Below are 23,365 nucleotides of genomic sequence, written 5' to 3'. Positions count from 1 at the left end.
GTGGAGGAGGATAGCGCAGGCATGACCGCAACGATTGCGCTGGTTGACGATGACCGCAACATCCTGACCTCCGTGTCGATCGCGTTGCAGGCCGAAGGTTTCCTGACCCGCGTCTATTCCGATGGCGAGACCGCGCTGAAAGCTCTGGTCGACAACCCGCCCGACCTCGGCATCTTCGATATCAAGATGCCACGCATGGACGGATTGGAACTGTTGCGCCGCCTGCGTGAGCGGAGCCAGATCCCCGTTATCTTCCTGACCAGCAAGGATGACGAGCTGGATGAGGCGCTCGGCCTCGCCATGGGCGCGGACGACTATATCGCCAAACCGTTCAGCCAGCGCCTTCTGATCGCGCGCATCCGGGCGATCCTGCGCCGGACGGAAGTGCCACAAGCGCCCGGTGACGCCGGCTCGGGTGACGGCACCCTCACCCGCGGCCAGCTTGCCATGGACCCCGCCCGCCATCGGACGATGTGGAAGGGGGAGCCCGTCACCCTCACCGTGACCGAGTTCATGATCCTCGAAACGCTGGCCCAGCGCCCCGGCATCGTGAAAACGCGCAACCAACTGATGGACGCGGCCTATTCAGACGACATTTATGTCGACGACCGCACCATCGACAGTCACATCAAGCGCCTGCGCCGCAAGTTCCGCGCCGTTGACCCCAGCTTTGACGCCATAGAGACGCTGTATGGCGCCGGCTACCGATTCTCCGAGGAATGAAACCCTGAGCGAGCTGCGGGAGGTCGGCCGCGACCTGGCGCTGCGCTGGTCGGGACAGATCTCGCTCACTCGCCGCATCCTGGCGATCAACATCATCGCGCTGCTCATGCTGGCCGGCGGGTTCTTCTACCTCGACTCGTACCGTTCGCGCGTTCTCGACGCCCGCGCCGCGCAGGCCGGGCGGGAAGCGCGTCTGATCGCAGAGGCTGTCGGCACCGTACCGCCGTCGGATCGCAACACCCTGCTGGCGAAGCTCGCCCGCGACACGGGCACGCGCATCCGTGTCTACGCTCGAAGCGGCGCCTTGCTGGCGGACAGTCGTGCCCTCGGTGTCCGAACCATGGTGCTGATGGATCCCGACAAGGACCCGGCGGGGCAGCGGATCGCGCGCTGGCTGGATGCCGGCATCGACATCGTGGTCGGGGCCGCCCGCGCGCCCTTGTACCGCGAACGCCGCAACGGGCGGCGCTGGCCGGACGTGGCGGGGGCGCTCGGGGGCGCCGTTTCCACCACCGTATGGCGGGCGCCCGATCGCACCCCGGTCATCACCGCCGCGGCCCCGCTCGACGGCGGCGCAGCGCTGATGACGGCCGTGAACGCGCGCGAGGTGACGAAGATCGTGCGTGTGGAGCGCTTCCGCCTGTCGGTGGTCCTCCTGATCACAACCCTTGTCTCCGTGCTGCTGTCGCTCTTCCTCGCCCGCACCATCGTCCGCCCGATCCGCCGCCTGGCACGCGCGGCCGTGCGGGTGCGGCTCGGCCGCGCGCGAGAGGTGGTGGTCCCCCGCCTGCCCGATCGCCGTGATGAGATCGGGATGCTCGCCCGCGCCCTGTCCGACATGAGCCTCGCCTTGCGCGCGCGCATCGACGCGACCGAGTCCTTCGCCGCCGACGTGACGCATGAGCTGAAGAACCCGCTCGCCTCGCTCCGGTCCGCCGTGGACGCGCTCGGCCGGGTGGAGGACCCAGGCCTTCGCGAACAATTGCGCGCGGTGGTCCGCGATGACGTTCGCCGCCTCGACCGGCTTATCACCGATATCTCGGACGCGTCGCGCCTCGACGCCCAGCTCAGCCGCGCACATTTCGACCCGCTGAACCTCGTCGCCCTGCTGCGCGGGCTGGTGGACCAACGCCTCGCCCGCGGGGTGGAACGCGGCATCCGGCTACGCTTCGACAGTCCGGGCGAGCCGGCGCTGGTCCCTGCGGAGGGCATGCGCCTCGAACGAGTGTTCGAGAACCTGATCGACAACGCCCTGTCCTTTTCCCCCGACAATGGCGTTGTCGCAATCGGCGTCCGGGTACAGGGCGACCAGGTCACCGTCAGCGTGGAGGATGACGGCCCGGGCGTGCCGGAAGAGGCGCGCGAAGCGGTCTTCCAGCGCTTTCATTCCATCCGCCCCGCCACGGAGATATTCGGCCAGCATTCCGGCCTCGGCCTTTCCATTGCGCGCACCATCGTCGAGGGGCATGGGGGAACGGTAATGGCCGAGTCCCGCGAAGATCGATTGAGCGGCGCGCGTTTCGTGGTGCGCCTGAGCCGCACCGAACCGGCGAGCGATCAATGATGGAGCCGCAGACTCTTCACCTCACCACCGTTGCCATTGATGGCCGTGCAGTGCTGATCGAGGGGCCTTCCGGGGCCGGCAAGTCGGACCTCGCTTTGCGGCTGATCGACCGGGGGGCAGAGCTGGTCAGCGACGATTACACCGTTCTCGCTCGTGACGGCGCGACCCTTGTCGCCAGCGCGCCACCCCGCATTGCCGGCGCGATCGAGGTTCGCGGCGTCGGCATCCTGACCTTGGCCTATCGCCTCAGCGCTCCTGCAGCCTTGCTGGTCAGCCTGCGTCCCGATCCCGACCGCTTGCCCGAGCCACGCTCGCGAGAGCTTCTTGGCGTCACGCTGCCCGAACTGACGCTCGCCCCCTTCCCTGCTTCGGCGCCGATCAAGGTCGAACTTGCGCTGTCCCATATTGGAACAGCCCCGTGAGCAACCGCCCCGACATCCTGCTCGTCACCGGCCTGTCCGGCGCCGGCAAGTCCACCGTGCTGAAGACGTTGGAGGATCTGCGGTGGGAGGTGGTCGACAACCTGCCCCTCAGCCTCCTCGAACGGCTTCTCGACGCGCCGCGCCCGCGCGGGGTGGAGGACGCCGCCCAGCCGCTCGCAATCGGCCTGGGGCCCAGAACGCGCGATTTCGACCCCGAGCGCGTCGTCGCCAGCGTGCGCGCCCTTCAGGAACGGCACGGGTGGCAGATCGGCACCCTGTTCCTGGACTGCAGCGATGCGGAGCTTGAGCGTCGCTACGCCGAAACGCGCCGTCGCCACCCACTTGCCGCCGATCACCCTGCCAGCGACGGGATCGCCGAGGAACGCGAACTGCTCGCGCCCTTGCGCGCCTGGGCCAGCCGGCTGATCGACACCACCAACTTGTCCGCCCACGCCCTCGCAGGGGAGATCCGTACCCTGTTCGGTGGAGAGGATGGGGGCGAATCGACGTTGCAGGTCATGAGCTTCGGCTTTTCGCGCGGCCTGCCCCGCCATGCTGACCTGGTGTTCGACATGCGTTTCCTGCGCAACCCTCACTGGGACCCGGCGCTGCGGCCGGGCACCGGCCTCGACCCAGACGTCGCCGCCTATGTCGCTGCGGACCCGGCCTATGAGGCGGCGGTTTCACGGATCGAGGAACTGATCGGGCTTCTCCTTCCCCGTTATCAGGCGGAGGGAAAGTCGTACGTTACCGTCGCCATTGGCTGTACCGGCGGGAGACACCGGTCGGTTCACGTCACCGAACGGATCGCGCAATGGTTGCGCGAACATGGTTTTTCGCCCACGGTTCTGCATCGCGATCTGGCCACCGCGCCTCAGGACTCGCGAGAAGGATTTGTTGCCGGCCCATGATGGGAAAACTTTACCGATGATCGGCCTTGTTCTGGTGACCCATGGTCATCTCGCCGATGAATTCGTCACTGCCATGATCCATGTGGTCGGCCCTCAAGAGGGCGTGGCCACCATTGCGATCGGGCCGGATGACGACATGGACCGACGTCGCGCCGACATCGCCCAGGCGATCGCTCGGGTCGACACCGGTCGCGGCGTGATCGTGCTGACCGACCTGTTCGGCGGCACGCCCTCCAACCTCGCGATTTCGTTGATGCAACGCGGGCGCGTCGAAGTGATCGCGGGCATGAACCTGCCCATGCTCATCCGTCTCGGTTCCGCCCGCAAGTCGATGAAGGTGGTGGAAGCTGTCGCCGCCGCGCGCGAAGCCGGTCGCAAATACATCTCCGTCGCTTCCGAGGTTCTGGGAGAAGCCGCCGCGTGACCGCTTCGCGTACCGTGCTGGTGAGCAATCGCCGTGGCCTTCACGCCCGCGCCTCCGCCAAGTTCGTCACCCTCGCTTCCTCGCAAAGCTGTGAGGTCAGCGTTGAAAAGGACGGCAGCGCCGTTGCCGGCACCTCCATCATGGGGCTGATGATGCTGGGCGCCGCCATGGGCGACTCGATCACGATCAGCGCGGCGGGCGATGGTGCCCCGGCTGCGGTGGACGCCTTGGCCGAACTGGTTGAAGCGAAGTTCGGGGAGGACTGATCCACCCGCGCGAACGCCTTGCGAAACGGATCGGCACGGAGCGGCGATGCTGGAGGTGATCCGTCAGGCGCTGGCCGCCAACAACAACGTGCTGATGGCACGCATCTGTTCGGCAGGGCAGAAGATCCCCAACGAACGCGCCATCATCGCCGCCGATGAAATCGGCATCGTGGTCTATGGCGGCACCGATGGTGAGTTCTACGCGCAGCCGTGGACCAGCATAGCTTGGATAGCAGTACCCTGATGTCCTAGGGGCTGCGTCATGCCCCGTCAGATCACCGCCTATTCCAACCCCTTGGTAAAGCAGGTCCGCGACCTGCGCGACAAACGCCACCGCCGCGAATCGGGCCAGTTCCTGGCCGAGGGGCTTCGCATCCTGACGGAGGCGCTGGAGACCGGCCGTGTTCCCGCGCTGCTGTTCTTCGCAGCCGCCAGCGCCGGCCATGAACGGGTGCGTGCCCTGGTCGATGCGGTCGAGCGGTCGGGCGGCGAGGCGATCGAGACCACGCCCGACATCCTGTCCAAATTGTCCGGGAAGGAAAACCCACAGGCAGTGGTGGGCGTGTTCGACGAATTCGATACCAACCTTTCCCACCTCGACCGGAACGCCTCGGGGATCTGGCTGGTCGCCGAACGCCTGCGCGATCCGGGCAATCTCGGTACGATCCTGCGGACGGGCGACGCGGTCGGCGCGGGGGGCCTGATCCTGATCGGCGAATGCGTCGACCCCTTTTCGGTCGAGGCTGTGCGCGCCAGCATGGGCGCGCTGTTCACAATCCCCGTCGTGCGGACCGAGTGGCAGCCCTTCCTCGACTGGCTTCGTGCGGGGCCAGGGCAACTGGTCGGGCTCAGCCTCGATACCGATATCGACTACCGCTCCGCCGCGTACCGAGGGCCCACTTTCCTTCTGACCGGCAACGAGGCGCAAGGCATGCCCGCCGACTATGCCGCCGCCTGCGACCTGCTGGTCAAGATTCCCATGCTGGGCAAGGCCGACAGCCTGAACGCCGCCGTCGCAACCGCCGTCATGGCCTATGAAGTCCTCGCCCAGCATCGCCGCTGACGTTGCGGGGCCCGTTTCGGGACAGCATGAACTTGGTCGCTTGGCGCAGGGGCCGAGAGATCCTCGTCCAGCAGAATAGCTGACGGTATCCGTTCCGTTCTTGAAAAGAGCGAGCGCGGTGACCAGCCGCGAGGGCCTGTAGCATTACGCACAGCTGAAGCTTGCGCTGCCAGAGCCGCCTCCTGAGACGGCGTGAACTTGGCCATCACCGCGATGCTTCGGCTAGTAGAGCATCACCAGCGGCGGCGGGCCTAAGAGTCAGTGCCCGCCGGCGCGGCTGAAATTCGAAACGTCTTCTTGATTGCCGCAAGAGCGATCGCCGACAGCGATGGCCTTGGACAACTCGCACAGCGGAAAAACTCAGGTCGCCAAAGCCGCATCCTGGAACGATGCAAACCCGGCCAGCAGCTGCAATGCGTCGCCGAGCAGGCAACCACCAGCTGGCTGGCCTTGAAACTCCTCGCCCGCCAGCGTTGCTGACGTCACCCGAGCCTACCGTCGAGCTCCCAGAGCTTGGCGCCTGCGGCGATGGCGCGTCCTCAAAGACCAGCGAAGCCAACGTCGCGGAGCCGCACCCTAGGATTGCGCGAAATCCAGACACCGATCGCCGGACCCTCGCGCAGCAGGGGTCATCGCCGGTGACAGCCTTTGGCCTCCCAATAACCAGCGCAGTGGATGTACCCGAGCGGCAATCTCGACCAGCGAGCCTGGTCACCAGCGGCGTTGACCTATGGGCCACTCGCGCGGCACCGCCGCTCAGATCGTCGGGCCGCATTCTCGAACAGCGCGGACCCGGCCCACTGACCGCGAGCTTTCACCCAGCGCCTCCGCGAGGCATTACTCCGCCGCGTCCTCCAGCAGCGCAAGCTTCGTCACCGGCCGCGCGCTTTGCTCGCTGACCGGCGGTGCCTCGATAGACTTGCCCGCCGTGTCGATGTCCAGCGCCTCGAACCGGCGAGCCTGGGTCAACACCTGCGACTCCAGGCTGCCCACGAAGCTGTTGTACGCGCCCATTGCCGTATCCAGGTTCTTGCCCAGCCGCGCGACATGGCCGCCCATGACTGACAACCTAGCGTACAGGTCCTTGCCGAGCGTGCCGATCTCGCGTGCCTGCTTTGCCAGCTTCTCCTGCCGCCACACAGCCGAGACGGTGCGGGCGATCGCAACGAGGTTGGTGGGGGTTGCCAGCAACACCCGCTTGTCAAAGGCGTATTGCCAAAGCTCGTGGTCATGCTCCAGCGCGGCGGACAGGAAATGCTCGCCCGGAATGAACATGATGACGTAATCGGGCGCGTCGTCGAACTGCGACCAATAGCTCTTCGCCGACAGGCCGTTGATGTGCGCGCGGATCGACGCCGCGTGGGCGCTCAGGCCCGAAAGCCGTGCCGCATCGTCGATCGCGCCGAACGCGTCCTGATAGGCGTTGAGCGACACCTTGGCGTCGATGATCAGCGACTTGCCGCCGGGCACGCGAACGATCGCGTCGGGGCGCAGGCGACCACCTTCCCCGTCCGCGACACTTACTTCCATGGCAAAGTCGGTGTGTTCCGACAGGCCGCACGACTCGAGCACGTTGCGCAATTGCTGCTCGCCCCAGCGCCCGCGTGCCTTGGGCGCGTTGCGAAGCGCGTTGACCAGCTTGGCCGCTTCGCTACGCACCGACTCCTGCCCGACGCGCATGTGCTCGATCTGACCCTTTAGCTCGCCAAAGGCGTCGCGGCGCTCCGCCTCGACCTTTGCGACCCCCTCCTCATACCGCTGAAGCCGCTCGTTGACCGGGGCCAGCAGTGCGGAGAGGCGTTGACCCTGCATCTTTTCGGCTTCGGAAAATCGGGCCTGGGCGCGCTCCAGAAACTGCGACTGCGCACCTTCCAGCGCCTTCGCCGCAGCCGCACCGAACTGCGCGTTCATTGCCTCGCGCGCTTCGTGAAGCTGCTGCAGCGTGGTGCGGTGCGCTTCGTCCCGCGCGGTCGCCTCGGCACGCAGCGCGGCCAGCTCGCGCAATTCCTCCTGAGCCGTCGCCAACTGCGCCGCTAGCGCACGCTGGGTCTCGCCCGATTGGCTCGACTGGGCGCGAAGTCCTGCCAGTTCGCGCAGCTCTTCCTGCGCCGTCGCCAGCTGCGCCGCCATAGCGCGCTGGGTCTCGCTTAGCTGACTAGATTGGGCGCGGAGCCCGGCCAGCTCGCGATGCGCCTCGTTGCGCTCGCGCTCCACGGCATCGCGGGCCTGGCGGATTAGTTCGGCGTCGGCTGCGCGGGTCTGCGCCACCGCCAGATCGCTCGCCAGGGCGGAATGGCGGCGTGACGCCACCAGCCACCCGACCAGCAGCCCTGCCGCAACGGCGAGCAGTGCGACCAGAACGAGCTCAGCCACCCCTACGATTCCGGCAAAACGACACTAGCGACGACCCCTTCTCACGCCGGGTATAATGCCCGGCAGAAAAGGAACATAGCCCGAACGCGGAGTGTAGGACAGCCTTTTTGTGAGCGCCGCGCGCTCAGGCTGCCTTGCGCTGTTTGTCGAGCTTCTTCAACAACATGGACCGTTTCAGCCGGGAAATGTGGTCGATGAACAGCACACCGTTCAGGTGATCGATCTCATGCTGCATGCAGGTCGCCAGCAGCCCCTCGAGCTCCTTTTCGTGAGACTCACCCGTTTCATCCAGCCAGCGGACGCGGCAGCGGGCGGGGCGGGCGACCTCCGCATACTGGTCCGGGATCGACAGGCAGCCCTCGTTGTAGACCGACAGCTCCTCTGAAACCTCAAGCACCTCGGGGTTGATGTACGCGCGCGGATCGCGGATCGGCTTGCCTTCCTCGTCCTCCTGCTCCTGCAGGTCGATGACGAGCACGCGGCTCTCGACGCCTACCTGGATGGCGGCAAGGCCGATGCCATGGGCGGCGTACATGGTCTCGATCATGTCGGACACCAGCTGGCGAACGGAGTCGTCCACGACGGGAACGGGTTGCGAAACGGCGCGCAGACGAGCGTCGGGCACCTCAACGATGGGAAGAACGGCCATGGCGCCGAGCTAGGTGGCGACGCTGGGAGCGTCAAGCAACCCGGCATCTGTTGCGGCCCGCCCCGGTGATGGCTAGGCGCGCCCGATGCGCTCTGCGTACCTCCAACCGGTGTCGGATTCGGGTTCGGGCGGAGTGCGCCGGCGGACCGTCTCGATTGCCCTCACGATCGCCGCGCATCTGTTGCTGCTCTGGGCCCTGCTGCGCCTTGGCCCGTCGCTCGACGAACCGCCCCGGGCGAAGACGCAAACGTCGTTCCAGTTGCTCCCCGATGCGGGGGAGCAGCCACAGGCGACCAAGCGCGCAACGCAAAAGCCGGCCAAGCGCAGCACGGCAAAGGCGGCGTCCGCTCCACCCCGCACGGCCGCCCTGCCTCCTCCGCCGATCCCCGTCACGGTTCCGACCCCGGCGCCGGCGACAGAGCCCTGGACCTACCTGCGCGAGGACTTCGACCTGGCAAAGGTGCCAAAGCGGGCCCGCGACTCCGATGACGATGCACAGGGCACGGCGGTGGCCGGCACCGACTCGGGCAGCGCGGGCGCGGGCTCCGCGGCAGTGGCGGGTCCCGGCGAAGGCCCTGGCGGGCAGCGCCTCTATCCGGCCGACTGGTATCGCGAGCCGACCAGCACGGAGATCAACGGCTACATCCATCGCGCCGTCGCGCCGGGCAGCTGGGTCACGATCGCCTGCCGCACGGTAGAGCGCTACCATGTCGAGGATTGCCGATCGTTGGGCGAATCGCCTGTCGGATCAGGGCTGGGCAACGCCATGCGTCAGGCGGCGTGGCAGTTCCTGGTGATCCCGCCGACCATCGGCGGCCGACGACTGGTCGGCACCTGGGTACGGATCCGGATCGATTTCACCGAACGCGGCGCCATCGCCAGCCGCTGAGTGGGTCAGGCGACCGGCCGCCGCGCTCTCAGTGCCTGTGCCAACGTTCCCTCATCAAGATAATCAAGCTCGCCGCCTACGGGCAGCCCATGGGCAAGCTGGGTGACACGCACCGGAAAACGCTCGATTCGCTCCACAAGGTAGTGGGCGGTCGTTTGCCCCTCAAGCGTCGCGTTCATCGCCAGAACGACCTCATCGATCCCGCCCGACTCGATCCGGCGCACCAGCGCATCGATGCTGAGATCCTCCGGCCGCACACCTTCCAGCGCCGACAGCCGCCCGCCCAGCACATGGAAGCGCCCCGGGAACAGCCGCGCCCGATCCAGCGCCCACAGGTCCGCCACTTCCTCCACGACGCATAGCGCACGGGCGTCCCGGCGCGGGTCGGCGCAGATCGCACAAGGGTTCGACGTGTCGACATTGCCGCACGTCGCGCAGGTCTCCAGCCGCTCGTCCACCGCCTCCAGCGCCGCACGCAGGGGCCCAAGCGCCCCTTCGCGCTTCTTGAGCAGATGCAGCACCGCGCGCCGGGCCGAACGGGGCCCCAGGCCCGGCAGGCGCGACAGGGCTTGGGTCAACGCCTCAATCTCGGGTGATGCCATGGGGAACAGATAGGGGGTTGCGCGGGGGTTCGCCAGCGTGGACAGCATTCCCGATGCGGATCGTCTTCATGGGAACGCCCCAGTTCGCGGTGCCGGCGTTGTGCGCGCTGGTCGATGCAGGGCACCAGGTGGTCGCCGCCTACACCCAGCCGCCCCGTCCCGGCGGGCGTCGTGGGCGCGAGCTGGTTCCCTCCCCGGTCCAGGTTCGGGCCGAGGCGATGGGCATCGAGGTTCGCAGCCCCGTTTCGCTGAAGGGCGCCGAAGCACAGGCGGAGTTCGCGGCCTTGGCTGCCGATGTTGCCGTGGTCGCCGCCTATGGCCTGATCCTGCCCCGCGCGGTGCTCGACGCGCCGACGCATGGGTGCGTGAACATCCACGCCTCTCTCCTGCCGCGCTGGCGCGGCGCGGCGCCGATCCAGCGCGCGATCATGGCGGGCGACGCTGAAACGGGCGTGTGCATCATGCAGATGGAGGCGGGGCTCGATACCGGCCCGGTGCTGCTCGATGGCCGAGTGACGGTGGACGGAAAGACGGCCGGTGACCTGACGGGCGAACTCGCATCGCTCGGCGCGGCGTTGATGGTCGAAACGCTCAGCCGGCTGGACCTTACGGTCGCAGAGCCGCAGCCGGACGAAGGCGTGACCTATGCCGCGAAGATAGACAAGTCAGAGGCACGGATCGACTGGTCGCGCCCGGCGGTCGAGCTTGAACGGCTGGTCCGCGCGATGAACCCGGCACCGGGTGCCTGGTTCGAAGTAGCGGGAGAACGGGTAAAGGTGCTGGCGGCCGAGTTGGTCGACACCGCTTCGGACCGCGCAGGTATTGTCATCGACGACCATTTGCTGATCGCCTGCGGTGAAGGAGGGCTCCTCCCGACCCAGGTCCAGCGTGCGGGGCGCGGGGTGACCTCTGCCGACGACCTGCTCCGCGGCTTTGCGATTGCGCCAGGAACGCAGCTGGCGTGACGCGCTTTTCCCTGCTGGTCGAATTCGATGGCCGGCCGTTCATGGGGTGGCAGCGTCAGGCGCATGGCCCCAGCGTACAGCAGGCCTTGGAGGAGGCGGTGCAGGCCGTCACGGGCGAGCAGGCTGTGTTGCACGCGGCCGGTCGCACCGATGCAGGGGTTCATGCGCTCGGAATGCGGGCCCATGTCGACATCGGCAAACCGATCGAGCCCTTCCGCCTCAGCGAAGCCCTGAACGCGCTGCTGCGGCCGGCGCCAGTCGCCGTGCTCGCTTGCGAGGTGGTGCCAGATGACTGGCACGCGCGCTTTTCATGCCGGGGTCGGGCTTACGAATATCGGATCCTGAACCGGCGCGCGCCGCTCACCTTTGAGAAGGGGTTGGTGTGGCAGGTGGGCCGGCCGCTAGATGCGGCCGCGATGCACGGGGCGGCGCAGCGCCTGATCGGGCGGCATGACTTCACCACCTTCCGCTCGGCCCATTGTCAGTCAGAAAGCCCGATCAAGTCGCTCGACCGGCTGGAGGTGGTGCGAGAGGGCGAACGCGTGCTCATCCGGGCGGCGGCGCGATCTTTCCTGCACCATCAGGTGCGCTCCATGGTAGGCGCGCTGGCGCAGGTCGGACTTGGACGCTGGACAGCCGATGACGTTACCGCCGCGCTGGAAGCGCGCGACCGGCAGCGGCTGCCGCTCAACGCACCGCCGGACGGGCTGTTCTTCGTGGACGCTATCTACTGAAGCGCGCGGCAAGTTCGACATGGGTGGACCAGCGGAACTGGCCCACCGGCTGAATCCAGTCGAGCCGCCAGCCGCCCTCAACCAATATCTGCGCATCTCGTGCGAAGCTGCTGGGATTGCATGACACATAGGCGATCACGGGCGCGCGCGTCACGGTGAGCGCTTCCATCTGATCGCGCGCGCCGGCACGGGGCGGATCAAGGACGACCGCGTCGAAGCGGTCGAGCTCGGCGGGAATGAGCGGCCGGCGGTACAGGTCACGATGCTCGCCAAAGATCAGCCGCTGGTTGGCATTCGCCGCCGCCTTCAGCGATCCGATCGCGTCGCGTGCGCCTTCTGCGGCATAGACCCGGCCGGGCAGCGCCAATGCAAAGGTGCCAAGGCCCGCGAACAGGTCCGCGGTTGCAGCAGGCGTGCCAACCGCCTCCAGCACCGCCGCGACCAGCGCCGCTTCCCCTTCCGGTGTCGCTTGCAGGAAGCCGCCGGGCGGAAACGGCACGGGTACGCCGCCCAGGGTCACGGTCGTCGGCTCGGGCTCCCAACGCGTTTCCGGGCCCAGGCCGTCATCTACCGACAACCGGGCAAGGCCATGGGTGCCGGCAAAGGCTGTGATCGCCTCCGCCGCTGCCAAGCCGTCGGGCGAGAAGCCCGCAATCAGAACATCCGCGCCGCGATCGGTCATGGTCAGCTGAACGTCGGCCCGTCGGCGCAGCCCCAGCCGCGCGAGCAGGGAGCGTAGTGGCGCGACCAACGCGAACAGTTCAGGCGCAAGGATGTGGCACTCGCGCATGTCGACGATCGCGTGGCTCTTCTCCTCCGTGAACCCCAGCGCTACGCGGCCGCCCTTGCCATCGGCGTGCAGCGTTGCGCGCCGACGCGTGCGGGGGAGCGACAGCGCAGGCGCGCGGATCGTGGTCGCGATGCCATGTGCATCGAGCGCGCTGGCGACACGGTCGATAATGAAGCCGCCCCATGTCTCATCGTCCAGGTGCTGCAACTGGCAGCCGCCGCATTCGGGGAAGTGGCGACAGGGCGGCGTCTGGTGGTGAGGACCGGGCACGACCCCGCCCGTTTCGGTCAGGGTGTCGCCGGGCGCGGCGAAGGCGGCGTGACGGCCGTCATCAGTAACACCGTCGCCACGGGCGGCAACGCGAACGATCATGCTCATGCGCCGGCCTGCGCGATGGCGGCCGGGAGCGCAAGGGTGAGATCGTCGGCGATCAGCGCCGGCCCTGCGATCCGCGCGGCTTCGGTATGAAGCCAGACCGCGCTGCTGGCGGCGGCCAGAGCCGTCGTGTCCGGTCCGGCAAGCAGGGCGCCGGTCAGGCCCGCGAGCACGTCGCCGCTGCCCGCCGTGGCAAGCCAGGGAACATGACGGGCAGCCAGGCGGACCTCTCCGGTCGGGGCGGCGATGATCGTGTCGGGACCCTTCAGCACTACCGTCGCCCCCGACTCTCCCGCAGCTGTACGTGCCCGGTCGATCTTGCTTCCCTTTACGTCAGGGAAAAGGTGCGCGAACTCACCCTCATGCGGCGTCAGGATCGCTGGCGACGCGCGCGATCGGAGCCGGGCCGGGTCAAGCAGGCGCAGGGCATCGCCGTCGATCACCAGCGCATGGTCGCTGGCCAGCGCGGCATTGAGCTTCGCCCTCGCCTCCTCGTCAGGGCCCAGGCCAGGCCCGATCACGACGGCGCCGATGCGCGGATCGAACAACGCGTCCTCCGCCCAGCGTCGGCGAACGATCGCATGCGGCAGGCGATCGGTCGCGCTGCCGATCAGGAGAACATAGCCCGCGACGCGCGCTGCGGCGGAGGCGGCAAGCGCACTCGCGCCGGGCATTCGGCCCGCGACGACCGCGACCATGCCACGGCTGAATTTGTGGGCATCCACCGCGGGTGAGCGCAGGGAAGCAACCGGCAGGACGGACGCCTGCGATCGGGCCGCTATGCCGATGTCCAGCACGCGCACCGTCCCACATAGCGGCGCGGCGGGGAGCAGGAGGTGGGCTGGCTTTGGCGCGCCCAGCGCCAGCGTGAGCGCCGCGCCGGGATAGGCCGACAGCAGCGCGCCACTGTCCGTCGCCACCCCGCTCGGCAGGTCGACCGCGATGGTCAGCACGGCCCGGATCGAGAGGGCGTGCAAGGATTCGACCACAGGTTCGTCGAGGCCTCGCGACAATCCGGTTCCGAACAGCGCATCGAGCAGCACGGGCGCGGCGCTCGCCTCGGCGATTGGCTCTACCGGGCCAGCCCACCCTGCCCTCGCTCGTCGCGCCAAGTCGGTACGCGGGTCGGACAGGGCGGCGACGCGAACCGGGATGCCGGCCTGCCTCAGCGCCGACGCCGCAACATAGCCGTCCCCGCCATTGTTGCCGGGACCGCACAGCACCAGCACTTCCTGTCCGCCACCGATGCGGCGAACGACCTCTGCGATGGCGGCGCCTGCCCGGTCCATCAACGCCGCTTCGTCAACGCCGCTCGCCTGTTCCGCAGTGCGCATCTCGGCCGCGGTCAGGACAGTCAGGCCGTCGATCGGTCTCAAACGCTCGTCCTCTCAGTCGTCTGGTAGGCGGTAATGCTCGTCCCCGATTACGACATCGTCGCCCTCACTCCGCAACGGCTCGGCACCATCTGCGGCTCCGATCTCGTTACCTTCGGCCCGCAGCCGGCGAAAGCCACCATCGGGGAAGCGGACCGTCCAGATCTCGCCCTGGCCACTCCGCTCCCGTGTCAGGGTGCAGACGGGCGCGAGCGAAGCCGCGCCACGTGCACAGGGAAGCTTGGGTCCGGCGACCGCCTCTGCCGACACTTCGGACGACTGACTGGTGGGACCGCAGGCGGCGATGGCCCCCGCCAAAGCGGGCGCGCAGAGCCACAACCCGCGTCGCCTTAAAACTTGGACAACCGCCGGTTCAGATATCCGCATACACGTGGCGTTCGGCCTTTGCGCCCGGATGAGTGACGGCGCCCTGATAGGCTGGCCCGACATTCTGGGCATAGCGCCACAATGCGCCCGAGCCATAGCCGTTATCGCGCCGCTTCCAGCGCGCGCGCCGCTCCGCCAGCACCTCCTCAGCAACGAGCAGGTCGATCGTTCCAGCTTCCGCATCGATGCGGATCGGGTCGCCGTCTTGCACCAGTGCGATCGGGCCGCCCTCTGCCGCCTCTGGTCCGACATGGCCGATGCAGAAGCCGCGCGTCGCGCCCGAAAACCGGCCGTCGGTGATCAGCGCGACCTTTTCCCCCATGCCCAGGCCATAAAGCGCGGCGGTGGTGCTCAGCATTTCACGCATGCCGGGGCCGCCCTTCGGCCCTTCGTACCGGATGATGACAACCTCACCTTCCACGATGGAGCGGCTCTCCACCGCGGCAAAGGCGTCCTCTTCGCAGTCGAAGCAGCGCGCCGGCCCTTCGAACTGGAGCCGGTGCATCCCTGCGACCTTCACGATTGCGCCATTCGGGGCCAGCGTGCCGCTCAGGCCGACCACGCCGCCGGTCGGGGTGATCGGGGTTGAGATATCGTAGATGACCTTCTGGTCGGGGTTCCAGGTGACCTGGTCGATGTTCTCGCCCAGCGTGCGACCGGTCACCGTGAGACAGTTGCCGTCGAGCAGCCCACCCGACATCATGGTCTTCATCAACATGTAAACGCCGCCAGCCTCATGCATGTCCTTGGCGACATAGCGGCCGCCAGGCTTGAGGTCGGCGAGGTAAGGCGTCTCCGCGAAGACCCGAGCGACATCGTGCAGGTCGAACTCGATCCCCGCCTCGTTCGCCATCGCGGGCAGGTGCAACGCCGCGTTGGTGGAGCCTCCGGTCGCCGCCACCACGCGGGCAGCGTTTTCGAAGGCCGCGCGGGTGCAGATGTCACGCGGCCGCAGCTGGCGCTCGACCAGCTCCATCACCTGCGCGCCGGCAGCGATCGCGATCTGTTCGCGGCTGGTATAGGGGGCCGGCACCATGTTGCTGTTGGGCAGGCTTAGCCCGATCGCCTCACCGACACAGGCCATGGTATTGGCGGTGAACTGGCCCCCACAGGCACCATGGCCGGGGCAGGCGACCTTCTCCAGCGCATGCACCTCTTCCAGCGGGCAGGTGCCGGCGGCATAGCGACCGACCACCTCGAACACGTCCACCACCGTCACGTCGCGGTTCTGATAGCGGCCGGGCAGGATAGACCCGCCGTAGACGAAGACCGACGGGATGTTCAGCCGCAGCATCGCCATCATCATGCCGGGCAGCGACTTGTCGCATCCCGCAAAGCCCACCAGCGCGTCATAACAATGCCCGCGGACTGACAGCTCGACCGAATCGGCGATCACTTCGCGGCTGACCAGCGACGACTTCATGCCCTGGTGACCCATGGCGATGCCGTCGGTCACGGTGATCGTGTTGAACCGGCGCGGCATGCCGCCGCCCTGGATCACGCCTGCCTGAGCGGCGTCGGCCTGTGCATCGAGCGTCGTGTTGCAGGGAGCGGAGTTGTTGCCGGCGGACGCCAGCGCCACGAACGGCTTGGCGATGTCCTCTTCAGGAATGCCCATCGCGTAATAATAGGAACGGTGCGGCGCCCGCTCTGGGCCAACGGACACGTGACGCGATGGCAGGCGGGACTTGTCGAAGCGAGGCTTGTCGATTGTGAGGTCGTTCATGACCGACAGCCTATGTCGTCACCGACCCCGTTTGCGCAAGCTTATTGCGAGGCGGTCAGTCAGAGACTGTCGAGAGCCTTGGCAACGCCGTCCATGGTGAACGGCTTTTGCAGCCGAGGCCGGTCGCGAAACCGCTCATCCACACCGTCATCGCTGCCGCCGGTCGCGAAGATAAAGGGAATGCCCTTGCTCGCCAGCGCCTCGGCAACAGGCGTGCTCTTCTCGCCAGCGCGCAGGTTCAAGTCCAGGATCGCCGCGCCGACATTGCCGCCGTGGACCAGCGCCAGGGCGGATTCGACACTGTCAGCCGTTCCCGCCACCTTTTTGTCGAGAACTTCGAGAAAGTCCTCCAGCATCATCGCGATCAACGGCTCGTCTTCGACGATCAGGATTTGGCTTGGCGAAGTCATCGTGAATGCGTCTTAGAGAGCGTTTCGTTGCGATGCCAGTGTCTTGTTCATCGCCCGGCCAATGCCTCCCGCGTTGCCTCGGCAAGCTGCTGGACGGAAAAAGGCTTTGGGAGGAACGACACATTGTCGAGGTCGATCGATCGGCGCAGCTGTTCCTCCGCATAGCCGGACATGAACAGGATCGGCAGGTCGGGGTACTTGGCTCGGGCCTGTCGCACCATGGTAGGGCCGTCCATCGTCGGCATCACCACGTCGGAGATCATCAGGTCCGGCTTGCCGTTCTGTTCCAGCACTTCCAGCGCGACCTCGCCGTTCTCGGCCGTGAGCACGCTGTAGCCCTGTCGCACCAACGCGCGCTCGGCGACCGCGCGCACCATGTCCTCGTCCTCGACGAGCAGGATGGTGCCGGAACCCCAGCTTTCGGCCGGCTTTGGCGCGGGACGAGCCGGCGTGGTCCGGGCCGTCGCCGGTGCCGCATGGACGGGGAAGTAGATGGAGAATATCGCGCCCTCACCCGGCGGGCTGTCGGCAAAGATATAGCCCCCGGACTGTTTGACGATGCCGTACACCGTGGACAGGCCAAGCCCCGTGCCCTTCCCCACCTCCTTGGTCGTGAAGAAGGGTTCAAAGATCTTGGGCAGCACCTCCTGCGGGATGCCAGTACCAGTGTCCGTCACGATCAACGCGGAATAATCGGCTGGCGGCATGATGTCGCGACCCATGCGCCGGACCTCCGCAGCCGAGATCGATCGCGTCTGGATGGTCAGCGTGCCGCCCCCGCGCGGGTTGGCCTGCAGCATCGCATCGCGTGCGTTGACGGCAAGGTTCACCACCACCTGTTCGAGCTGGCCGGGGTCGGCGCGCACGGGCCCCAGGTTGCGGCCATGGCTGACGTCGAGCTTCACCGTCTCGCCCAACAGTCGCTTGAGCAGATTGGACACTTCCGACACGACGTCGGGCAGCTGGAGGATCTGCGGGCGCAGCGTCTGCTGGCGCGAGAAAGCGAGCAACTGGCGTGTCAGGCCCGCCGCACGGTTGGAATTTGTCCGGATCTGCTGAATATCATCATAATCGCTGTCGCCTGGCGAATGGCGCATCATCATCAAGTCGCAATGGCCGATGATGGCAGTCAGGATGTTGTTGAAGTCGTGGGCGACGCCGCCCGCAAGCTGGCCGACAGCCTGCATCTTGGTCGCCTGCGCCACTTCGCGTTTCAGGCGGGATTCCTCGCTATTGTCCTTCAGCGACAACAGCACGGCCGCCTCCCCTAATCCGCGCGCGCCGGCGATGGTCAGCGCCACCGGCTCCTCGGGATTTGACCTCAGGCGCACGGCCATGTCGGCGGAATGAGTGGCGCCGCTGGCAAAACGACGGATCGCATCCGCGACCGCGGCCTTGTCCTCACGCACCATCAGGTCGCCCGGATAGAGCGGCGGCGCGGCGGCATTCACGCCTGCCGCCCGGATGAACGCGTCGTTCATCTGCACGAACCGGCCGTCGCGATCGACCAGGGCCAGCCCAAGCGGCAGCAGGCTCACCAGGCTTCGCACGTGCGCCGCGGCGCTCGCGCCAATCGCGGGAGTGACGCTTTCCTCGTCGTCGAGCAAGGCCACCAGCACGGGTGCGTCATCGGCGTCGCTGAAGGGAACCTGGACGATGCGCAGGGGATTGCCCTCCAACCCTTCGCGTTCGAACCGGACCAGGCCGCGGCTGTCGGTTATCAGGAACCGCGTGAAATCACGCCCTTCGACGGTGCCGTCCGAGCTGCCGAGCGCGCGCATCGCAAGCACGCGGTTGGCGGCGCGGACATGGCCATCCGGCGCGATCAGCGCTGCCATGATGCCGCCACCGCCCAGCCGGTCGCCAAGCGGGCCGGACACGGCGCGGGCTACCAGTTCGGCCGAGTCCTCTTCCTCGATGGGGGCAAAGCGCCAGACCAGCATATCGCCCTCGTCGCCCGCCCGGACCACCTCTGCCGACAAGCGAAGCTGTCCAAGTATGAGTCGGGCTGCATGCCCCGTGCCGTCCCGCCACGCGGCTCGCCCCGCCGCACCTAGTTCTGCCGCCCCATCCGCGTCGAGCGGCAAGCCCGGCGGGGTAGGAAGGCCTGCGAACAGTTCCTCATATCGGTCATTGGCGCAAACCAGACGGCCAGCCCGATCGGTGATCGCGACTGCGTCCACGCTCGCTTGCGATACCGCATGGGCAAGGCTCCAGTCGACTCGCGCTTCTGCCGCCGGCGCCGGCCGGGCGAGCATCCGCCAGGCAAGCACGCCGCCACCGATGACCAGGGCGGCACCGAGGAAGCCGGATGCTGCCACCGCGCTCTTCGACAGCCAAAGCACGAGCAGAGCAGCAACCAGCCCCGTCCCGACCGCGACCAGCGCAGCCGAGCGAGTTGGGGTCAGGCCGCCGGGTACGGGTTGGGTCGCCATTCGCCTGAGTGGTCGCACCGCCGCCTTCGCGTCAAGCGGGGTTAACCAAAAGGAGCAGGCGCGGCACAACGCCGCGCCTGCCGATCGTTCACCAGATGCGAACGCGCTGGTCCGGCTTCAGGTACAATTTCTGTCCTGGGGTCGGCTTAAAGGCCGAATACCAGGGGTCCATGTTGCGCACGATGTTGCCGCGCTGCTCGGACGGCGAGTGCGGGTCGGTCAGCAACCGCTGACGCAGCGTCGCTTCGCGATAGTTGCGCCGCCACACCTGGGTCCAGCCGAGGTAGAAGCGCTGGTCGCCAGTCATCCCGCCCAGTACCGGAGCCGCCTTGCCACCGAGCGACGCCTTGTAAGCGTCATAGGCCGCCGACAAGCCGGCGAGGTCGGCCGAGTTCTCACCCAGCGTCAACCGGCCCTGCAGGTGCATGCCAGGCAACGGCTCATACTGGTCGTACTGGGCGACCAGCTTCTCCTCGAGCGCGTTGAAGTTCTTGACGTCCTGGTCGGTCCACCATTGCGACAGCTTGCCCGTGGCGTCGTACTTGGCGCCCTGGTCGTCGAAGTGGTGGCTCATCTCGTGGCCGATCACGGCGCCGATGCCGCCATAATTCACCGCCGGATCCGCCTTCGGATCGAAGAACGGCGCTTGCAGGATGGCGGCCGGGAACACGATTTCGACCATGCCGAAATTTGCATAAGCGTTGACCGTCATCGGGGTCATGCCCCACTCCCAGCGCTGCAACGGCTTGCCGAGATGGGAGATATTGTACTCGTGCGCCCAGTGCGCGGCGCGCAGCTTGTTGCCGAACGCGTCGCCTGCGGTGATCGTCAGGTTCGAATAATCACGCCAGCGCGAAGGGTACCCGATCTTTGGCGTGAAAGCCGCAAGCTTCGCATGCGCCTTCGCCTTCGTCTCGGGCGCCATCCAGGCCAGCGCGTCGATGCGCTTGTTCATTGCCGCAATGACGTTGCGGACGAGCTGGTCAGCCGCCGCCTTGGTCGCGGGCGGGAAATACTTGGCGACGTAGACCTTGGACACCTCGTCCGACACCGCGCCGCTGGTGAAGCTGACGGCACGCTTCCAGCGGTCCTCCTGCTGCGGCGTGCCCGACAGGACGGTGCCGTAGAAAGCGAAACGCTCATCATCGAATCGCTTGGGCAGAACGTCTGCGAAACCGTCGAGCGAGCGGACCAGCAACTGATCCTTGAGCACATCGAGCGGCGCCGCAGCGATCAGCTTGGCGATACCGGTGACCGCCGTGGGTTGCGCGACAATCAGCGTGTCGACGGGCGTGCCGAGGCTGCGCAGATAGGTCGCGAAGTCGAAACCGGGCGCCGACTGGATCAGCTGCGCGGTGGACATCTTGTTGTACGTCTTGTCCGAATCGCGGCTGTCGATCCGGGTCCAGCTGACCTGGGCGACCTGCGTCTCGATATCGACGATCGCCTTGGCTCGCGCGTCCGCATTCGGTTCGCCGGCCAGGGTCAGCAGCTTGGCAAGATGCGCCTGGTAGCCCGCCTTTGCCTCTGCCAGCTTGGCGTCAGGCTTCAGGTAGTAATCACGGTCGGGCAGCCCTAGGCCCGCCTGGCTCAGGCCGACGATGTAGGTCTCGGGATCCTTGTCGTCCTGGCCAACCCCGGTGCCGAAGGGAGTGCCGACGCCGTTGCGGTCTGCCTCTGCGGCAAGCGCGGCATAGCCGGCCTTATCGTTCAGGCCCTTGATCTTGGAAAGCCAGGGCTGGATCGGCGCCAAGCCCTTTGCCTCGATCGCAGCGGTGTCGAGATAGGTCGCGTAAGCGGTGCCGATCTTGGTGCCCTTGGATGCCTCCAGGATACCCCGCGTCCGCTCGCGCGACAGGTCGGCAAGCGTGTCAAACGCGCCATAGCTGGACTTGTCGGCCGGGATCGGCGTGTTCTTGATCCAGTTGCCGCCGCCGTACAGGTAGAAATTGTCACCGGGCGCGACTGACTTGTCCATGCCGGCCTCGTCCAGCCCGAAGCTGCCATAGCTTTGCACCTGGAGCGACGGGGTAGCAGGCGCCGTGCCAGCCGGCTGGGCGGTCTGCGCATGCACCGCGGCGACGCCGGCCAGGGTCGTGGCGGCAAGCAGGCTGCCGATAACGAAACGCTTCATATGTCGAGGCTCTCCATCGAAGAACGATCCGCCAGTCAAAAGCGGGCGGCATCGGACGCGGCGTGTTGTACTCGACCGATACGGTTCGTCAATTCGCCCGCGAACTCGCGCGGTTACGCCATCTCCATGCCACCCGCCACCGCCACGCAAGCGCCGCGACGGCATAGCCGCTGATGGCCAGCCCAACGGCGATCACCACCAATCCGACGAGGGTCGCGGGACCACCTTGCGCGACTAGCCAGTGAAGCCAGCCAGCATGTGCCTCCACCCCACGGGCGATCGGGTGCCCCGGCACGTCACGGTCGAGCCGCAGCATCCAGCGCCCGATACGGTACGCCGCCCAGAACAGCGGCCCGATGGTAAGCGGATTGTTGATCAGCGTCGTACCGACCGCGGTTGGTACGTTGGCGCGGACCGGCAGTGCCAGCGTCGCGGCCAGCGGCATATGGGCGAAGGGAAACAGGATGCCGGTCAATGCCCCCAGCGCGACACCCCGCGGGACCGAGCGGCGGGTGAACCGCCACAAGGCAGGCGCGAGCACCCGGTGAGCGACCGGGCGCAGCAACACGCTCTTCTCCATCGAAGCGCGCGTCGGCACCTGGCCGCGAAGCCACCCCCCCGTGCGCGCCATCCATCCGGCCGCGTCCGCGGTCGGCTCAGCCACGCTCACGCAAGATCCTGCCCGCCTCTTTCTTCCATTCGCGTTCTTTGATGTGCTCGCGTTTGTCGTGCGCCTTGCGCCCCTTGGCGAGCGCCAGTTCCACCTTCGCTCGCCCGCGCGAGTTGAAGTAGACCATCAGCGGGACCAGCGTCATGCCGTCCCGCGCGACGGCGCCGTGCATCTTGTTGATCTCGCGCTCGTGCAGCAGCAGCTTGCGCGGCCGCTTGGGCTCGTGGTTGAAGCGATTGCCGTGGCTGAACTCGGGAATATTCGAATTGACCAGCCACACCTCCTCGCCCTTCACCTCGGCATAGGCCTCCGCGATCGAACCTTCGCCGAAGCGGAGGGATTTCACCTCCGTGCCGGTCAGGGCAATGCCGGCCTCGAACGTCTGCTCAACTGCATAGTCGAACCGGGCACGGCGGTTTTCGGCGACGATCTTCTTCTTGTCGAACGTGGCGGGTTTGGGACGCATCGGGGCGATGTAGGCAAGGACGGGGGTGGAGGGAAGCGGCGCGTGACCGGGGCCGGTATGATCAGCCCCTCAAACCAGCCCGGCATGGGCCAGCGCGGCATCCACTGCGGCGCGAGATGCCTCCCCTGCTGGCGTCATCGGCAGGCGCAGGGTGCCGGGAAAACCGGGCCGAACGCGGGTAAGCGCGTATTTGACCGGGCCCGGCGAGGCATCGGTGAACAAGGCGTCATGCAATGGGTAGAGCTGATCCTGCAGCGCGAGCGCTCGTCGGTAGTCACCCCCTTGGCAAGCTGCCTGGAACTCCGCGCACAGCCGCGGGGCGACGTTGGCGGAGACCGAAATGCAGCCTGTGCCGCCCATCGCGTTAAAGGCAAGCGCCAGATCGTCGTTGCCCGACAGCTGGGTGAAACGATCACCGCAGCTTAGGCGGTGCTGGGAGACGCGGGCCAGCGCACCACTTGCATCCTTGATGCCGACGAAGATGTCGGGGGCGGCCCGCACGATCCTGGTTACCGTTGCTGGCAGGATGTCGGTCACCGTACGCGCCGGCACGTTGTACAGGATGATAGGCAGCGGCGCGTCGGCGGCGAGCGTGTCGAAATGGCGAAAGATGCCTTCTTGCCCGGGACGATTATAGTAAGGTGGCACCATCAACGCGGCGTCCGCCCCGGCGTCCTTTGCGGCACGCAAATTGTCGCGCGCAACCCGCGTGTCGTTGGAGCCTGCGCCGGCAATGACCGGCACTCGCCCCCGCGCCTGTTCGACGCAGACCCGTACGACCTGGAAATGCTCGTCGAACGTCAGGGTCGCCGCCTCCCCCGTCGTGCCACATGCGACCAGCGCCGTGGAGCCTTCCTCGATCTGCCATTCGATCAGGTCGCGATAAGCTGCCTCGTCAACCGAACCGTCGTCGGAGAATGGCGTGACCAGCGCGGGAATGGAGCCGTGGAACATGGCAGCGGGTTTCCTGTGTTCGCGTCGAATAAACCGGCCGGCACGGCAGTTCGTTCAGGA

The 23,365-nt window shown here is 67.0% G+C and carries 25 protein-coding genes; 12 read left to right on the top strand and 13 right to left on the bottom strand.

Going from position 1 to position 23,365, the window contains the following annotated elements; genetic code table 11:
• Positions 1–21 precede the first annotated feature (21 nt).
• The 9 genes from FHS94_RS07170 (at position 22) to FHS94_RS07130 (ending at position 5,853) form a co-directional block, all read left to right on the top strand.
• Positions 22–723, top strand: a complete 702-nt coding sequence (locus tag FHS94_RS07170; protein WP_184056162.1) for a response regulator transcription factor — start codon at positions 22–24, stop codon at positions 721–723.
• A complete protein-coding gene (locus tag FHS94_RS07165; RefSeq protein ID WP_184056160.1) occupies positions 692–2,287 on the top strand; it encodes a sensor histidine kinase in 1,596 nt (531 codons plus the stop codon). The genes FHS94_RS07170 and FHS94_RS07165 overlap by 32 nt, the downstream gene beginning before the upstream one ends.
• The gene (locus tag FHS94_RS07160; protein ID WP_184056158.1) at positions 2,287–2,709 is read left to right on the top strand and encodes an HPr kinase/phosphorylase; all 423 of its coding nucleotides are present in this window, start codon (positions 2,287–2,289) and stop codon (positions 2,707–2,709) included. Before FHS94_RS07165 ends, FHS94_RS07160 begins: the two co-directional genes overlap by 1 nt.
• Positions 2,706–3,620 carry an RNase adapter RapZ gene (rapZ, locus tag FHS94_RS07155; RefSeq protein WP_184056156.1) on the top strand — a complete coding sequence of 305 codons (915 nt, stop codon included), beginning with the start codon at positions 2,706–2,708 and terminating at the stop codon, positions 3,618–3,620. The genes FHS94_RS07160 and rapZ overlap by 4 nt, the downstream gene beginning before the upstream one ends.
• Before the next feature lie 16 nt (positions 3,621–3,636).
• Positions 3,637–4,044, top strand: coding sequence for a PTS sugar transporter subunit IIA (locus FHS94_RS07150; RefSeq protein ID WP_184056154.1), 408 nt, complete (start codon positions 3,637–3,639; stop codon positions 4,042–4,044).
• A complete protein-coding gene (locus FHS94_RS07145; RefSeq protein WP_184056152.1) occupies positions 4,041–4,310 on the top strand; it encodes an HPr family phosphocarrier protein in 270 nt (89 codons plus the stop codon). Before FHS94_RS07150 ends, FHS94_RS07145 begins: the two co-directional genes overlap by 4 nt.
• 46 nt (positions 4,311–4,356) lie before the next feature.
• Positions 4,357–4,554, top strand: coding sequence for a hypothetical protein (locus FHS94_RS07140; RefSeq protein ID WP_184056150.1), 198 nt, complete (start codon positions 4,357–4,359; stop codon positions 4,552–4,554).
• Between the two features lie 18 nt (positions 4,555–4,572).
• Positions 4,573–5,373 carry a TrmH family RNA methyltransferase gene (locus tag FHS94_RS07135; RefSeq protein ID WP_184056148.1) on the top strand — a complete coding sequence of 267 codons (801 nt, stop codon included), beginning with the start codon at positions 4,573–4,575 and terminating at the stop codon, positions 5,371–5,373.
• Positions 5,374–5,634: 261 nt separating this feature from the next.
• Positions 5,635–5,853, top strand: a complete 219-nt coding sequence (locus tag FHS94_RS07130; RefSeq protein WP_184056146.1) for a hypothetical protein — start codon at positions 5,635–5,637, stop codon at positions 5,851–5,853.
• Between the two features lie 357 nt (positions 5,854–6,210).
• Here the strand turns inward: FHS94_RS07130 and FHS94_RS07125 are convergent, their stop codons facing one another.
• Both FHS94_RS07125 and def read right to left on the bottom strand, forming a co-directional pair.
• A complete protein-coding gene (locus tag FHS94_RS07125) occupies positions 6,211–7,746 on the bottom strand; it encodes a DNA recombination protein RmuC (protein ID WP_184056144.1) in 1,536 nt (511 codons plus the stop codon).
• A 124-nt stretch (positions 7,747–7,870) separates the two neighbouring features.
• A complete protein-coding gene (def, locus tag FHS94_RS07120) occupies positions 7,871–8,395 on the bottom strand; it encodes a peptide deformylase (protein WP_184056142.1) in 525 nt (174 codons plus the stop codon).
• Between the two features lie 85 nt (positions 8,396–8,480).
• Here def and FHS94_RS07115 point away from each other — a divergent pair, with 85 nt between their 5' ends.
• A complete protein-coding gene (locus tag FHS94_RS07115; RefSeq protein WP_184056141.1) occupies positions 8,481–9,284 on the top strand; it encodes a hypothetical protein in 804 nt (267 codons plus the stop codon).
• 5 nt (positions 9,285–9,289) lie between these two features.
• Here the strand turns inward: FHS94_RS07115 and recR are convergent, their stop codons facing one another.
• On the bottom strand, positions 9,290–9,886 hold the full coding sequence (gene recR, locus FHS94_RS07110) for a recombination mediator RecR (RefSeq protein WP_184056557.1): 597 nt from the start codon (positions 9,884–9,886) through the stop codon (positions 9,290–9,292).
• Between the two features lie 53 nt (positions 9,887–9,939).
• On the opposite strand from recR, the gene fmt reads away from it, so the two are divergent.
• Positions 9,940–10,851 carry a methionyl-tRNA formyltransferase gene (gene fmt / locus FHS94_RS07105; protein ID WP_184056139.1) on the top strand — a complete coding sequence of 304 codons (912 nt, stop codon included), beginning with the start codon at positions 9,940–9,942 and terminating at the stop codon, positions 10,849–10,851.
• On the top strand, positions 10,848–11,585 hold the full coding sequence (truA, locus tag FHS94_RS07100) for a tRNA pseudouridine(38-40) synthase TruA (protein WP_184056137.1): 738 nt from the start codon (positions 10,848–10,850) through the stop codon (positions 11,583–11,585). Before fmt ends, truA begins: the two co-directional genes overlap by 4 nt.
• Here the strand turns inward: truA and FHS94_RS07095 are convergent.
• The 10 genes from FHS94_RS07095 to dapA form a co-directional block, all read right to left on the bottom strand.
• Positions 11,575–12,753, bottom strand: coding sequence for a class I SAM-dependent RNA methyltransferase (locus tag FHS94_RS07095; protein WP_184056135.1), 1,179 nt, complete (start codon positions 12,751–12,753; stop codon positions 11,575–11,577). The two genes, truA and FHS94_RS07095, sit on opposite strands and share 11 nt — an antisense overlap.
• Positions 12,750–14,126, bottom strand: a complete 1,377-nt coding sequence (locus FHS94_RS07090) for an NAD(P)H-hydrate dehydratase (protein ID WP_184056133.1) — start codon at positions 14,124–14,126, stop codon at positions 12,750–12,752. Before FHS94_RS07090 ends, FHS94_RS07095 begins: the two co-directional genes overlap by 4 nt.
• Before the next feature lie 12 nt (positions 14,127–14,138).
• On the bottom strand, positions 14,139–14,441 hold the full coding sequence (locus FHS94_RS07085; protein ID WP_184056131.1) for a hypothetical protein: 303 nt from the start codon (positions 14,439–14,441) through the stop codon (positions 14,139–14,141).
• A gap of 55 nt (positions 14,442–14,496) precedes the next feature.
• Entirely contained in the window at positions 14,497–16,236 is a 1,740-nt protein-coding gene (gene ilvD, locus FHS94_RS07080) for a dihydroxy-acid dehydratase (RefSeq protein WP_184056129.1), read from the bottom strand.
• 59 nt (positions 16,237–16,295) lie between these two features.
• Positions 16,296–16,646 (bottom strand): response regulator, encoded by a 351-nt coding sequence (locus tag FHS94_RS07075; protein ID WP_184056127.1) that lies wholly within the window; start codon positions 16,644–16,646, stop codon positions 16,296–16,298.
• A 47-nt stretch (positions 16,647–16,693) separates the two neighbouring features.
• A complete protein-coding gene (locus FHS94_RS07070) occupies positions 16,694–19,081 on the bottom strand; it encodes a hybrid sensor histidine kinase/response regulator (RefSeq protein ID WP_184056125.1) in 2,388 nt (795 codons plus the stop codon).
• An 88-nt stretch (positions 19,082–19,169) separates the two neighbouring features.
• Complete coding sequence (locus FHS94_RS07065; protein WP_184056123.1) at positions 19,170–21,215, bottom strand: M13 family metallopeptidase; 2,046 nt, start codon at positions 21,213–21,215, stop codon at positions 19,170–19,172.
• 88 nt (positions 21,216–21,303) lie between these two features.
• Complete coding sequence (locus tag FHS94_RS07060) at positions 21,304–21,885, bottom strand: DUF2062 domain-containing protein (protein WP_425506168.1); 582 nt, start codon at positions 21,883–21,885, stop codon at positions 21,304–21,306.
• Entirely contained in the window at positions 21,872–22,351 is a 480-nt protein-coding gene (gene smpB, locus FHS94_RS07055) for an SsrA-binding protein SmpB (protein WP_184056121.1), read from the bottom strand. Before smpB ends, FHS94_RS07060 begins: the two co-directional genes overlap by 14 nt.
• A 69-nt stretch (positions 22,352–22,420) precedes the next feature.
• Entirely contained in the window at positions 22,421–23,305 is an 885-nt protein-coding gene (gene dapA, locus FHS94_RS07050) for a 4-hydroxy-tetrahydrodipicolinate synthase (RefSeq protein ID WP_184056119.1), read from the bottom strand.
• Positions 23,306–23,365: the final 60 nt, after the last annotated feature.

This window comes from Sphingomonas aerophila (assembly GCF_014199305.1).
GTDB classification, from domain to species: domain Bacteria; phylum Pseudomonadota; class Alphaproteobacteria; order Sphingomonadales; family Sphingomonadaceae; genus Sphingomonas; species Sphingomonas aerophila.
This window is presented reverse-complemented; position numbering and strand designations above follow the sequence as displayed.

Excerpts from the sequence above, each read along its gene's own strand:
- FHS94_RS07170 (WP_184056162.1), top strand. The coding sequence starts at position 22 with ATGACCGCAACGATTGCGCTGGTTGACGATGACCGCAACATCCTGACC.
- FHS94_RS07165 (WP_184056160.1), top strand. The coding sequence starts at position 692 with ATGGCGCCGGCTACCGATTCTCCGAGGAATGAAACCCTGAGCGAGCTG.
- FHS94_RS07160 (WP_184056158.1), top strand. The coding sequence starts at position 2,287 with ATGGAGCCGCAGACTCTTCACCTCACCACCGTTGCCATTGATGGCCGT.
- FHS94_RS07150 (WP_184056154.1), top strand. The coding sequence starts at position 3,637 with ATGATCGGCCTTGTTCTGGTGACCCATGGTCATCTCGCCGATGAATTC.
- FHS94_RS07140 (WP_184056150.1), top strand. The coding sequence starts at position 4,357 with ATGCTGGAGGTGATCCGTCAGGCGCTGGCCGCCAACAACAACGTGCTG.
- FHS94_RS07135 (WP_184056148.1), top strand. The coding sequence starts at position 4,573 with ATGCCCCGTCAGATCACCGCCTATTCCAACCCCTTGGTAAAGCAGGTC.
- def (WP_184056142.1), bottom strand. The coding sequence starts at position 8,395 with ATGGCCGTTCTTCCCATCGTTGAGGTGCCCGACGCTCGTCTGCGCGCC.
- FHS94_RS07115 (WP_184056141.1), top strand. The coding sequence starts at position 8,481 with ATGCGCTCTGCGTACCTCCAACCGGTGTCGGATTCGGGTTCGGGCGGA.
- recR (WP_184056557.1), bottom strand. The coding sequence starts at position 9,886 with ATGGCATCACCCGAGATTGAGGCGTTGACCCAAGCCCTGTCGCGCCTG.
- fmt (WP_184056139.1), top strand. The coding sequence starts at position 9,940 with ATGCGGATCGTCTTCATGGGAACGCCCCAGTTCGCGGTGCCGGCGTTG.
- FHS94_RS07095 (WP_184056135.1), bottom strand. The coding sequence starts at position 12,753 with ATGAGCATGATCGTTCGCGTTGCCGCCCGTGGCGACGGTGTTACTGAT.
- ilvD (WP_184056129.1), bottom strand. The coding sequence starts at position 16,236 with ATGAACGACCTCACAATCGACAAGCCTCGCTTCGACAAGTCCCGCCTG.
- FHS94_RS07075 (WP_184056127.1), bottom strand. The coding sequence starts at position 16,646 with ATGACTTCGCCAAGCCAAATCCTGATCGTCGAAGACGAGCCGTTGATC.
- FHS94_RS07070 (WP_184056125.1), bottom strand. The coding sequence starts at position 19,081 with ATGGCGACCCAACCCGTACCCGGCGGCCTGACCCCAACTCGCTCGGCT.
- FHS94_RS07065 (WP_184056123.1), bottom strand. The coding sequence starts at position 21,215 with ATGAAGCGTTTCGTTATCGGCAGCCTGCTTGCCGCCACGACCCTGGCC.
- smpB (WP_184056121.1), bottom strand. The coding sequence starts at position 22,351 with ATGCGTCCCAAACCCGCCACGTTCGACAAGAAGAAGATCGTCGCCGAA.
- dapA (WP_184056119.1), bottom strand. The coding sequence starts at position 23,305 with ATGTTCCACGGCTCCATTCCCGCGCTGGTCACGCCATTCTCCGACGAC.